The 13,095-nt window shown below is 48.9% G+C and carries 10 protein-coding genes; 7 read left to right on the plus strand and 3 right to left on the minus strand.

Features of this window, described 5'->3' with window-relative positions; translation table 11 throughout:
- Positions 1–25: 25 nt before the first annotated feature.
- From QFZ51_RS15565 to QFZ51_RS15575, 3 genes are read right to left on the minus strand one after another with little or no spacing between them, the layout of a single operon-like run.
- Positions 26–835, minus strand: a complete 810-nt coding sequence (locus tag QFZ51_RS15565; protein WP_370912923.1) for a class II fructose-bisphosphate aldolase — start codon at positions 833–835, stop codon at positions 26–28.
- Positions 832–1,785 (minus strand): carbohydrate kinase family protein, encoded by a 954-nt coding sequence (locus tag QFZ51_RS15570; RefSeq protein WP_429047005.1) that lies wholly within the window; start codon positions 1,783–1,785, stop codon positions 832–834. Before QFZ51_RS15570 ends, QFZ51_RS15565 begins: the two co-directional genes overlap by 4 nt.
- Before the next feature lie 14 nt (positions 1,786–1,799).
- Positions 1,800–2,966, minus strand: a complete 1,167-nt coding sequence (locus tag QFZ51_RS15575; RefSeq protein ID WP_429047007.1) for an SIS domain-containing protein — start codon at positions 2,964–2,966, stop codon at positions 1,800–1,802.
- A gap of 171 nt (positions 2,967–3,137) precedes the next feature.
- Between QFZ51_RS15575 and agaR the strand changes: the two genes are divergently transcribed.
- The 7 genes from agaR (at position 3,138) to QFZ51_RS15610 (ending at position 13,073) form a co-directional block, all read left to right on the plus strand.
- A complete protein-coding gene (gene agaR, locus QFZ51_RS15580) occupies positions 3,138–3,920 on the plus strand; it encodes a transcriptional repressor AgaR (RefSeq protein WP_370912926.1) in 783 nt (260 codons plus the stop codon).
- 233 nt (positions 3,921–4,153) lie between these two features.
- On the plus strand, positions 4,154–5,017 hold the full coding sequence (locus QFZ51_RS15585; RefSeq protein WP_370912927.1) for an EamA family transporter: 864 nt from the start codon (positions 4,154–4,156) through the stop codon (positions 5,015–5,017).
- A gap of 127 nt (positions 5,018–5,144) precedes the next feature.
- Positions 5,145–6,530, plus strand: a complete 1,386-nt coding sequence (locus QFZ51_RS15590) for a beta-galactosidase (RefSeq protein WP_429047009.1) — start codon at positions 5,145–5,147, stop codon at positions 6,528–6,530.
- Positions 6,531–6,680: 150 nt separating this feature from the next.
- Entirely contained in the window at positions 6,681–7,769 is a 1,089-nt protein-coding gene (locus tag QFZ51_RS15595) for an amidohydrolase family protein (protein ID WP_429047010.1), read from the plus strand.
- Between the two features lie 65 nt (positions 7,770–7,834).
- A complete protein-coding gene (locus QFZ51_RS15600) occupies positions 7,835–10,888 on the plus strand; it encodes a SusC/RagA family TonB-linked outer membrane protein (RefSeq protein WP_429047011.1) in 3,054 nt (1,017 codons plus the stop codon).
- A gap of 11 nt (positions 10,889–10,899) precedes the next feature.
- On the plus strand, positions 10,900–12,357 hold the full coding sequence (locus tag QFZ51_RS15605) for a RagB/SusD family nutrient uptake outer membrane protein (protein WP_429047012.1): 1,458 nt from the start codon (positions 10,900–10,902) through the stop codon (positions 12,355–12,357).
- Positions 12,354–13,073: a carbohydrate-binding family 9-like protein gene (locus QFZ51_RS15610; RefSeq protein WP_429047013.1), complete on the plus strand. Its 720-nt coding sequence runs from the start codon at positions 12,354–12,356 to the stop codon at positions 13,071–13,073. The genes QFZ51_RS15605 and QFZ51_RS15610 overlap by 4 nt, the downstream gene beginning before the upstream one ends.
- Positions 13,074–13,095: the final 22 nt, after the last annotated feature.

Consider the following 13,095-nt stretch of genomic DNA (forward strand, 5'->3'; position numbering starts at 1 on the left):
CTTTAAAAAATTAAACCCGGTTATTTTATATCACACTCAGCTTCTGCGATATCAGTTCGGTTACCGCATTGATGGCTTTCGGAAAAACCCTGCGCAAATCTATGTCCTGGCTGGTCAGCAATTGTTGCTGCAATGTTTTCATAAAAATATTTTTTGTTTCTGTCGCCAGGTTCACTTTTGTGATACCGTTTTTAACCGCTTCTTTCAGCTGGTCGTCCGGAACACCGGAGCAGCCGTGTAATACAAGAGCAGCGGGTGTGGCGGCGTGGATCTCTTTGAGCAGGCCGATCTGCAGATGCGGAGGTGATTTATAAAAACCATGCGCGGTACCGATGGCGATGGCCAGTGCGTTAACACCGGTTTCTTCTACAAATTGCTTCGCCTGTTCCGGGCTGGTGAAGGCAGCTGTTTGTTCCTGTCCGAGTTTTGCAATATATCCCAGTTCAGCTTCCACATTCACATCATAACCAGCGGCTACCCTTACAACGGCAGTGGTAGTACGAATATTTTCTTCAAAAGATCTTTCACTGGCATCGATCATTACGGAGTCGAAGCCGGCATCCAGGCATTCACGGATCGTGTGTATGTTGCTGCCATGATCAAGATGTACCCATCCGGTTACGCCATACTGACGAAGCGCTACCCTCGCCATGTTAACGGCGGAGTTGATACCCAGGTATTGCAACGTGCTTTCTGATAGTTGCAGTATCAGGCTGCAGTTGGCTGCTTTGGCCGCCATCAGCAAGCCTTTCAGTGTTTCGAAATTATAAAAATTCACAGCCAGCAAAGCGGAGCCCGACTGTGAACATTGCTGTAGTTGTTGTTTCAGGTTCATGCTGGTAGGTAATTAAATTTTTGAATGGCAATAGCGTGGAAGGTATCAAGACTATGAAAAGCCGTGGTGCCCCCGGGTGCGGTGGTGTTAATGGCGCCGGCCAGGGCGGCGTATTCAGCGCATTGCCGCAACGAACGGTTACGGATATACTGACTGATAAAGCCTGCATTAAAGCTGTCGCCCGCCCCGATACAATCGGCAATGTCTGTTTGTTTAAAGGAAGGCTGGTGGAACAGCGAGTGACCGTCCCACACATAGGCGCCTGCTTCCCCATGCTTAACCGCTACAATATTGGCATAGGCGCTGACCGTTTGCAGGCAGGAAGAAACGCTGTTGCCGCCGGTGAATGCACATAGTTCGGCGATGTTGGGCAGAAAGACATCTACGTGGGGCAATAATGTGGGGAGGTCGATATCCCACTGTTCTGCCGGGTCCCATTGCGGGTCAAGAGAGGTGGTGAGTCCCAGCATTTTTGCCCGGGCAAAAAGCCGGCACAGATCAGGTTTCAGGGCTGGTTGTAAAAATACAGAGCTTACATGCAGGTGCCGGGCGTTTGCGAGCGTGGCATCCGTAATATCTGCCATACTCAGTTCTTCCATAGCGCCGGGGTACGTGATCATGGCTCTTTCCTGCTCATGACTGAAAGCAATGCTGATGCCGGTACCGGCGGTCCGGCTATATACAATCCCCGAAGTATCCACGCCTTTCGAGGATAGTTCCGACAGTACTTTATGGCCGAACATATCATTACCTATTTTACCGGCAAAGGTAACGGCAGCGCCAAGGGTACTAAGGTTGCAGGCAAAGATGGCGGCGCTGCTGCCTAGTACGAAGGTCATGTCTTTGGCGAGTATTTCTTTGCCCAGAGCGGGCAATGTGTTAAGCTTGTTGAGTATCAGGTCAACATTCAGTTCTCCGACCACCAATACATCAAACGTTGTGTTGTTCATAACGGTGTTTTTTATCAGGCATTGAGCGGATAGATGGCAACACCTTCCACAACGCGGGTGATGGCGCCGTTTACGGAAGGATTGTCCGGCTGAAGGCCCAGGGATAAAGAAGTAAAGAAGGCCAGCAGTTGCAGGGGCAATATACTGCATACACATAACAGATCTTCCTCCAGCAGCAACTGTTGATCACCTGTGAGCAGAACGGTATCCAGTTCAGGCACTTCGCCGTTAGCCGGCAGTATACCCATTTCCAGCAGTGCCTTGTTACCCTGCTTCATGGAAATGACGAGGTCCTTTTCATAATTTAAAACGTAGCTGTTGTTCGAGAATATATATACGACGAGGGTGTTTTCATCGATAATAGCTTTGGGGCCATGCCGGAAGCCGAGGAAACTGTCGCTTTTGCAAATGACTTTGCCGCCGCTGAGTTCCTGTAGTTTCAGGTGGGCTTCTGTGGCAGTACCGTAAAATGCGCCGTCGCCCAGGAATACTGCCCGGGTAAATTTTTTGCCGGCGATAGTGCGGAGCAGGGCCGTGTAACGGGTGAGCAGCTGCTTCCCATAGGTGCACAGTACTTCCACTTGCTGCCGCATGGCGGCGATGTTATGCAGCCGGGTGATCAGGGCGCCGGTAAGCAGCATGCCGGTATAGCTGCTGGTCATGGCGAGGCTCTTATCATTACATTCCGGTGGCAGCAGGATCATGTGTTGCGGGTGTTGGCTCTGCCAGCCGGCCAGTTGCCCGCTGTGATTGCAGGTAATGATCAGGTGGTAACAGCGCCGGGAGATGTTGTCTGCCAGTTCCAGTGCAGCGCAGCTTTCGGGGCTGTTGCCGGAGCGTGCAAAGGAAATGATCAGTGGTATCCTGTCGGAATGAAAATAATCGTGCGGGTGCGCTACCAGGTCTGTGGTGGGTATAGCCCTGGTGATAACGCCGGTATGGCGGAAGAAGCTGCCTGTGAGCGAAAGGCCAATAAAAGCACTTGTACCGGCACCGGTAAGAATAATGTTGTCCACTGTATGATAAGCTTCTTCCAGGAACGCCGACAGGGCAGTGGCTTCGCCAGTGAGCCCGTTCATGATCTTTTCCCATATGTAAGGCTGTTGCGCAATTTCCCGGGCAGTATGGAAGGCTCCTTTTTCTTGCAATGCGGAAGATTCCAGTTCAAGTACTGATTGCATAGTTAAGATATAAGTGAGTAATACAATACAAATATATCAAAAGGTAAATTACTTTCAAAACCTTTTTATTATTTAGGTTAACTTGTTTTAAATTTCGTTTGAAAGAGATTGCACAATAATTTGTAACTTAGCTGGCTTGTAATAGTAAAATCTCAAAATAAATAACTGCAAATGGAAGAGAGCCAAAACGGATCAACTGTAAACAGGAGGAAAGAAATACTGCAGAAGCTGTATAAAAATGGGCAGGTGATCATCAGTGAACTAAGCAAAGAATTTAATGTAAGCGAAGTGACCATCCGGAACGACCTGGACCAGCTGGAGCAGAAGAATATGCTGTTACGGGCCAGGGGCGGAGCTATCAAGCTGGAGAATAATGTGGGAGTGGATCAGCGGATCAGTGAAAAGAACAAAATTCATTACGTCGAAAAAGTGGCGATCGGCAAAAGTGCCGCTGCCCTCATCAGTGAAAACGATACCATGATCATTGATTCAGGTACCACTACCGCGGAGATGGTAAAGCATATGCAGTCTTTCAAAAGCCTGAACGTCATTACCAATGCCATGAACATTGTGAACATGCTTTCCGGCTATCCAAATATCAATGTAATCATCCCTGGTGGCTATCTGCGGCAAAATTCCATGTCGCTCGTTGGTCCGCTGGCGGAAAAGAACCTGCGCAGTTTCCATGTAGATAAGGTTTTTCTTGGGGTAGATGGCTTTGATACCCGCAATGGTATTTATACGCCCAATATGGAAGAAGCCTACCTGAATGAAATCATGATAGAAATCGCCAACGAAGTGATTGTACTGGCGGATTCCAGCAAGTTTAACAAAAAGAGCCTGGCATTTATCTGCCCTGTAAATAAGATCCACACCGTAGTTACCGACGCCGGTATTTCCGCAGAAGATAAGAAGCGGCTGGAAGACCTGGACGTAAAGGTGATTATAGCATAGCATTCATTTTCCCGCAAGCCGGAAGCCGCAAAGACGATCATAAAACAGTCTTTTTGCGGCTTCTGTCTTTGTATACCCCGATGCCTTCGTTTCCTTTGTTATGCATCTTCAAAATCTTTCTAAAAAAATATTTATTACTTGTTTTCTATTTAAAAAACTTATATTTACTTTGTTTTAAAATGAAAAACAAGGTTTCGAAGGTTAAGGCGCCTTGAAACAACAAATATCCGCGTATGCACAAATCCCGGCTTTGGCTTTTATATACCGCTATCAATACTGTATTTGTAGGAGTATGGGGGGCTTTTATAGAAATACCTGAAAAAGCCGGCTTCCCGGCAACGCTCGGATATATTGTGTGGACGCTGACTATGCTGCCCTGTGCTATCGCAGCGTTGCGGATAGTGAAGTGGCAACTGGAACATACGCCGCGGGATATTTTCCTGGGGTCTATGGTGGGCCTGCTCGGCGCCGGAGGACAACTCATCCTTTTCCAGGCATTGCGGATAGGACCGGCCTATATTTTATTTCCGCTCATTGCCCTTTTCCCGCTGCTCACCATCCTGCTGTCGGTGGTGTTCCTCGGGGAAACCTGCTCCCGCAGGCAATGGCTGGGTATTGGCGTGGCGTTGCTGGCCGCATTTTTCCTGGCCTTTCAGCCAGGGCAGAATAAACAGGCGCAGGGCTACACCTGGCTGATCATGGCCATGCTCGTGTTTGTGATGTGGGCCACCCAGGGCTTTGTGATGAAGTTTGCCAATAGCCGTATGAAAGCAGAAAGTATCTTTTTTTATATGACAGTGTCGTCTTTACTGCTGGTGCCCGCGGCCATTGGCATGACGAACTTCTCCGGCGCCATCAACTGGGGATGGAAAGGGTTTGGGCTGGCTGTTCCCATCCACCTGTTAAATGCCATCGGCGCCCTGATGCTGGTATATGCACTGCGCTACGGCAAAGCGATTATTGTAATACCGCTCACCAGTTTATCATCTGTCATCACAGTCATTCTTTCCCTCATTATTTATGGAGTAGTGCCGGATGCGGTGCTGACAGCAGGTTTGCTGCTGGCAGCGGTGGCGATCTTCATCCTGTCTGAATAAAAATAAATACGATTAGAAACATAACTGTCGGGGCGCTTATAACGCCCGCGACTATACGGAGTATTGATTTTATTTATTGTTCACCAGCAGTGCATAAAAAATAAAAGCACTGGAAAAACCTCACATAATGACCACGCTAACATGGAAAAAATTCCTTATCGCCCCGGCTATGATAGCCCTCTTTGCCGGATCATGCAAAGTTGATCCAAAAATACTGTCTGCAGAAGCATCACTCACCAAAGGCGCCCTGCTGGCAGATACCGTGAAAATTACGGTAAACAAGAATGCTGTGCTGATGACCAGTTCGCTCAAGCTGGGTGTGACCTATATGAAAAATAACCTCGACGCCTGGGGTGACGGCCCCTCCATTACCAGGGGTACCAATTTGCTGAAAGGAGCGGTTGTTTATCACAACCAGCATATATTCGGTTTCGGCGCAGATAACATTGAGCCAAGACCCGGTGTATTTGACTGGGAATCGCTGGACCTCCGCGTAAACATGATGACCGCGATGCAATCAACACCGGTGATCACTCTTGCCACGGCCCCCACCTGGATGGTAGACCCCGACTGGGCGCCGGGAAAATATGAAGATAGCAGCGATACGGATTGGAGCAAAGTGGAATGGGCGCCATTGCCGGAACATGAAAAGGATTTTGCCCACCTGTGCGCATTGGTAGCGAAACGTTATCCCGCGGTAAAAACCTTCCAGGTATGGAATGAGCTGAAAAGTATGTGGGACGAGACGAATAACCGCTGGGATTATGTGCGCTATACCCGGCTGTATAACCTGGTATATGACTCTGTGAAAGCGGCACGCCCGGATGCCATCATCGGTGGTCCGTATATCGGGATAGATTCCTGGCATAGTGCGCCAGGCAACGCCCATAGCGGCATCACAGATCCCACTTACGGAGAACTGGATAAACGTTGCCTGGATGTAGTAACCTATTGGCTGCAGAACAAGCATGGCGGCGACTTCCTCTGCGTAGACGGAGGCGTGGATTCAAAAGACGGGGTTGCCACCAACGTGATCGCCTCTACGAAGAAGTTCAGGGATGCCAGTAACTGGCTGCATTCGCAAACTACACTGCCTATATGGTGGTCGGAAGATTATGTGGGCCTGAACACAGATACCACCATTCAGCCGGCAGCACTGGGTTGTATGCTGATACACCACGCATTGGCCGGCGATGCCGCATCACTGCGCTGGGCGCCCGAACAGCAGGAAGGGGAAGGGAATGTAAGCAACTTTTTCAGCAGTACCCTGGTGCCGAACGGAGGCAAACCATTCAGGAATTATTCGCTGTACAAAAATTTCAACACCTATTTTCCGGCAGGTACTAACTTATGCACCACTACGGTATCAGATGAACAACGGGTGATGGTCATGTCTTCCAAAACAAAGATCCTGATGATCAATAAAACGGCGGCCATACAAAAAACAAAGATCAACAACACATTAGCAGTAAACCTGAATCCATACGAGGCAAAATATGTTACATTACCGTAACGCCTATATGAAAAAACAGATCAACAGGGAATATCCGGGTATTCCGGGTATTCCCCATCTGGCCCTATTTTCAGCCCGTCGCCCGCTACCATGACTAAAGTATTTTATATCCTGCTGAAAAATAAACTGACATTTTAAAAACAGATGATTATGGATCTCGACAAAGTAAAACCAAAGCCATTAGAAGATGTTTCGTCATCACCGGAACATATCAGATTACAGGACTACCGGCCGAAGTCGATATTTAAAACGCCGGAAACAGCCATTGTAAAAGCTGCTTTCCCGGTGATTGATATGCATACTCACGCATGGCAGCCGGAGCTCGATGTAAGCAAATGGATTGCCCGCATGGACGAGGCAAACATTGAAAAAAGTACTGTTCTTACGTTTGAAACCGGCGCCGGCTTTGATGCCGTTACGAAGCAATATGCAGATTATGCCAACCGCTTTGATTTGTGGTGCGGGTTCGACTACACCGGTTATGACCAGCCAGGCGACAGCTGGATTGATCATGCGGTAGCAGAACTGGAACGTTGCCACCGGATGGGAGCAAAAGGCGTAGGAGAGCTGGGCGACAAAGGTCTTGGCGAATTTTATTCCCGGCCTGTAGCCGGATACGGCCTGCACCTGGATGATCCGCGCATGAAACCACTCTTCGAAAAGTGCGGCCAGCTGCATATGCCGGTGAATATACACATCGCAGATCCCATGTGGATGTACCTGCCGATGGATGCTACGAACGACGGATTAATGAATGCATACGAGTGGCGCATAGACCACACTCAGCCAGGACTCCTGGACCATCCCACACTGATAAAGACCTTTGAAAACGTAGTCAGGGACAACCCCGGTACCATTTTCATCGCCTGTCATTTTGCCAACTGCACCTATGATCTCAGCATAGTAGGGAAAATGCTGGATCGTTATCCTAACCTGTATGCAGATAATGCCGCGAGGTTTGCAGAAACCGCCACCATTCCGCGTTTTGCCAAAGCATTTTATGAAAAGTACCAGGACCGGCTGCTATTTGGTACCGACCTGGGCTATGATCCTAAAATGAATATGGAGTATGCCGCTAAGTTTTACCGTACTGCTTTCCGGATTATGGAAACAACAGACGATCATTTTTATGAACATGAAATATTCACTTATCACTGGCCTTTATACGGGCTGGGATTAAGTGCCGCTATACTGGAAAAAATTTACCGTTTGAATGCTTTGACGTTAATGCAGTTATGAAGAATCAGCCAGCGATCAACTATTTACAGACTACCTAATACCGTAAGCGTATGTATTTCCAATGTATGAAGAAGGGCCCGGTCAACGGGCCGTCAACCAAAAGACAGCGCAACGACGCTAAAAGAAAATACCTGTATTGTCATGTGTGCCTGATCCTGTTACTGCTTGTTTTCAGCGGACAAAAAAGCGCCGCTGCCAATGCACAACTGCGGCAGGATACGCTGATCCCCGTTTCCGGCCTGATCACGGATGAAAAAGGAAATCCTTTTCCCGGTGTAACCGTATACGTGCCTTCCCTGAAAACGGGTACTGCCAGCGATGCCACGGGGCATTACCAGGTAAAGGCACCCGCAAAAGGAAACCTCGTTTTTAAGGCCATGGGATATGCATCGCAGGAAATGCCGGTGAATAGCCGCAGCAGGATAGCGGTGAAGATGGAAGCTGAAAATGCCAACCTGAATGAAGTAGTGGTAACCGGTTATACTTCGAAACGGTTATCGCAGATCTCCAGCTCTGTAGCCGTAGTTTCCGGGAAACAATTAAATGATGTCACCTCCAATAACGTAGCCAGCCTGTTGCAGGGAAAGGTAGCCGGAGTGGTGGTACAAAACGCCTCCGGTAATCCCAGTGTAGCCGCTAACGTTACCATCCGCGGATCCAGTTCTATCACCGCCGGTTCCGGACCGTTGTACGTGGTAGATGGTATCATTGGCGGTACCGCCAACCCGAACGATATTGCTTCCGTTACCATCCTGAAAGATGCCGCGGCAGCAGGATTGTACGGCGCCAGGGCATCCAACGGCGTAGTCATTATCACCACCAAATCAGGCCAGGCCGGTAAAACACAGATCAGCCTGAATTCCAGTGTTGGCTTCAATAAAATGAGCATGGGCAATATGAAGCTCATGAACAGCCAGCAGCTGTATGATTACCAGAAAAGTTATTTTGCTCCCGCCGATTTTGCAAGGGATCGTCCTGCCAGCTTGCTGTCGCAGAACACCGACTGGATGGACCTTGCTTATCGCACAGGGCTTACCCAGAATCACCTGTTATCTGTATCCGGCGGATCTGAAAAAACGCAGTTTTATGTCTCCGGAAATTATTATAAAGAAGATGGTATTATCAGGCATACCAGTAACGAAGTATACAACCTGCGGGCCAACATCACCCATCGCATCAATGAGAAACTGAAGCTAAGCACCAGGATCAACGCAGCTTCCCGCAATTTTGAAAATGAAGCTTCCGGGAATTACGGCGCACTGGTATTGTCGAAAATCAATTTGCCCTGGGATAATCCCTATAACGCAGATGGCTCCATAAAGATGGGGACTGAAGAAGGATGGATAGGCCGGGAACACGACAACTTCCTCCACGGATGGCAATTCAATTATGATAAAGGAAAACAGCTGACCACCTATGCCGATATCAATCTTGATTATTATATCACACCACATCTCACCTTTTCTTCGTATAACCGTGTAAGTTATTCAAACCTGCGAAGTGAACTGTATTATGATGTGCGCTCCAAAGCAGGCAGGGGACTGGGGGAAATGTATAACAACTCCAGCTATGAAAACAGGTTGATCACCTCCAACCGCCTTAATTACCAGCGCACCTTTGGCGAACACGCGCTGAGTGCCATAGCGGTAGCGGAAGGAGAGAAGAACTATTTTGAAAACAACAGCCTGTATGGCAACAAGATCCCGGCAGGATTGCATATCATGGATGCAGCGGCTAACATCCAGAAGTCGCCCTTTGGCCCCGGCAGCAAGTCTGAGAACCGTTTTACAAAAGGACTGGTGCAGGTCGATTATACCTTCCGCGAAAAGTATAATCTCATCGGTGCATACATCAATGAGTCGTCGTCCCGCTTTGGAGCCAATCACCGCTCGGCGGGCTTTTACACATTAGGCGGCTCCTGGATACTGAGCAACGAATCGTTTATGAAAGGGCAACGATTCATTGATCAGCTCAAGATCAGGGCCAGCTATGGCATTACCGGTAATGCGGAAATCGGCGACTACCAATCGTTAGGCATTTATGCATACACCTCGCAGTATGCATCCAACCCGGGTTCTGTGCCATCTGTTTTACAAAATCCTGATCTCACCTGGGAAAAATCAAAGACAACCAACATCGGGCTGGATATAGACCTGTTAAAACGTATATCCCTGACCGTAGATGTATACGATAAAACCACCAGTGCGCTGTTGCTGGATGTACCGGTTCCCTACACCAGCGGGTATGCTTATGTTACCCGCAATGTAGGCTCTGTGCGCAACAGGGGAATAGAGTTCAACCTGAATACCAAAAATATAAATGGCGCCCGCTTTAAATGGGAAACCAGCTTCAACCTTTCCATCAACAGGAACAAGGTGCTGAAGCTGAACAACCATGAAGACATTCCTTATTCATCCCTGCAGTGGATCAGCGAAGGCCGCGATCTGTACAGCTGGCATATGCGCAAATGGGCAGGCGTAGATCCGAAGAACGGCGACCCGCTCTGGGAAGTAGTGAGCACAGACGCCAACGGCAAGCAAACCATTGGTACCACTAATTCATATGACGATGCCACCTTGCAGTACATCGGCAGCGCTTCGCCCGATTTTACCGGTGGTATCAACAACCGTTTTTCCTGGAAAGGAATAACATTGAGCGCCTTCTTCAATTTTGTAAACGGCAACCAGGTATATGAAGAAAACACGAACGATGGCAGCGAGCCCACTTCCAATTCAAGGGTACTGCCTAAAAACCATAACAGGTGGCAGAAAGAGGGGGACATTGCCACAGATCCCAAAGCAGTATACGGCGGCAATAAAAACTCTGACCTGGAATCATCCCGGTTCCTGGAAGATGGCAGCTACCTGCGTTTGCGCAACATCACCCTTTCTTACGATGTGCCGGAATCTTTCCTGCAAAAGATAAAGGTGAACAATGCAAGGATATTTATCAGTGGCGATAACCTCTGGACGCTGACCCGTTTCTCCGGTATGGACCCTGAAATGGGACTGCGCCCGTATTCGCAGCCGGCAGGAGAAAGCGGTAACAATTTCCAGCAGAACAGCACCAAATATCCGCTGGCGAAGAAAGTCCTGTTTGGTATTAATGTCACCTTTTAAAAACAGCAGCAATGAAAAGAAATCTCTTTAAATATTATACACTCGCTGCCGCTATTATAGTCATAACCGGCAGCTGCAGCAAAGACCTGGAGCCATATAACGGTAAATCGGACGATGCGGCCCTGGAAACGCCGGAAGACCTGCAAACAGCCACCTATGGGGTTTATTCCGGGCTGGTAGACAGGATGTACACTAAAAACCTCAACCAGTTGGGTGAATATCCTGGTGATGATGTGGCATTAAGCGGCGCTACGGGCGACCAGGTATTTTATACCTATACCTATACTCATTTCCCGGGAATGGGAAACACCGAACAGTTCTGGCAGGGCGCTTATAAAGTAATCTATTCTGCCAATGCCATTATTGAAAGAATAAATGATGGCACTTCCCCGCAGCTGGACCAACTGAAGGGAGAAAACCTGTACCTGCGGGCCATGGCGCATTTCGACCTGGTACGTCTTTTCGGAAGACCCTACCCGCAGGGCGCGGGCAACAATCCCGGCGTGGTGATCAAAGACAATACAAAAGATGACCGCCCTGCGAGGAGTTCCGTAAAAGACGTATATGCGTTTGTGATAGCCGATCTCAAACATGCAGCCACGTTAATGAAAGAAAATAAAAGTGCGGCCTTTGCATCCAGAGAAGTGGCGGAGGCGTTATTATCGCGTGTGTACCTGTACATGGAAGATAACGCCAATGCCCTGTTATATGCCAATAAGGTGATCGGCTCCAACCGTTATCGCCTGATGGAAACCCAGCCTTATAAAACGTATTTCCGCGTAATACCGGAAGAAAATCCCGAGACGATATTTGCTATCAGGCATACGGTGGCAGATGACCGGGGTAAAGATGCGATCGGCTCCATGTACTATAATGATCCGGTTACACAATCCACCGGCTGGGGAGAGGTATACGCCTCTCTTGCTTTTGTAAAGCTGCTGGACCAGAATCCCGGGGATGTGCGCCACAGCTTTGTGGAACCACAGCGTGATGCGAATGGGAACATGCAATTACGTAACCAGACGCCGGTATATTTTATCAACAAGTATAACTGGCAGGAAGGAGTGGCTAACCTGAGTTCACCGGTCATCCTGCGGTTGGCGGAGATGTACCTGATCCGCGCAGAAGCCAATGCTAAACTGGGTAATGCGCAAGCCGCCATTGACGATGTAAACCTGATCCGCCGCCGCGCCGGTTTATCAGGTACCGCATTATATACCACCGGCAATCTGAAAGGCCGCGCGTCTGTACTGGATGTAGTGCTGGAAGAACGCCGCCTGGAGCTGGCGTTTGAAGCACACCGGCCGTATGACCTGTACCGCAACAACCGTCCCATGGTGCGTGCCTATCCCGGCTTTCATGGCAGTAATCAGTATGATCAAACCATCCAGCCAACAGACCCGCAGGTGATCAATTATATTCCCGAACGCGAAACCGGCCTTAATCCTAACCTCACCCAGAATCCATGATCATGCTGTTATATTGTAAACGGGTACTGGTGCTTGCAGGGATCTGCTGTAACATGTCATTAGCTGCGCAGCAACCCGCGGTGCTGAAAGTAACCGCTACCAGCGACTTTAAGGTAACCGGTGACGGCAGTCACCCGGGTTGGACCAAGGCGGCGTGGATCACGCTGCCGCAACGCAGCGGGCAGTCGCTTGCATCAACAAAAGTAAAGGCCCTGTATTCACCCAACGGGATATACTTCCTCTTTGCTTGCGCGGACCAACGGATCAGCGCCTCCATGCAGGCAGATTTCCTGGATCTGTGGACAGAAGACGTTGCCGAAGTATTCCTGTGGCCGGACACGTTGCAGCCGGCTTATTTTGAATATGAAATATCTCCGTTGAACTATGAACTGCCTATTCTGATATCCAACCAGCAGGGCGACCTGGTGCGCTGGCAGCCATTTCATTATGATGCCGACAGGAAAACACAGCATGCCACCACCGTACAGGGAGGCAAAAAGAAAAGCGGCGCTGCAATCAAAAGCTGGACAGCAGAATTCTTTATTCCTTTTAAACTCCTGCGGCCATTGCAAAATATTCACCCCCGGAGGGGAACTACCTGGAAGGCAAACCTGTACCGGGTAGACTACGACAAAGGAGAAGCGGAGTGGTCGTGGCAGCTGACCGGGAAGAGTTTTCATGACATAGAAAAATTCGGTTACCTGGTATTTGAATAAAATCAATTTTTAAATTATTAAT

Origin of the sequence: Chitinophaga sp. W3I9 (assembly GCF_050434025.1) — a bacterium.
GTDB lineage: Bacteria > Bacteroidota > Bacteroidia > Chitinophagales > Chitinophagaceae > Chitinophaga.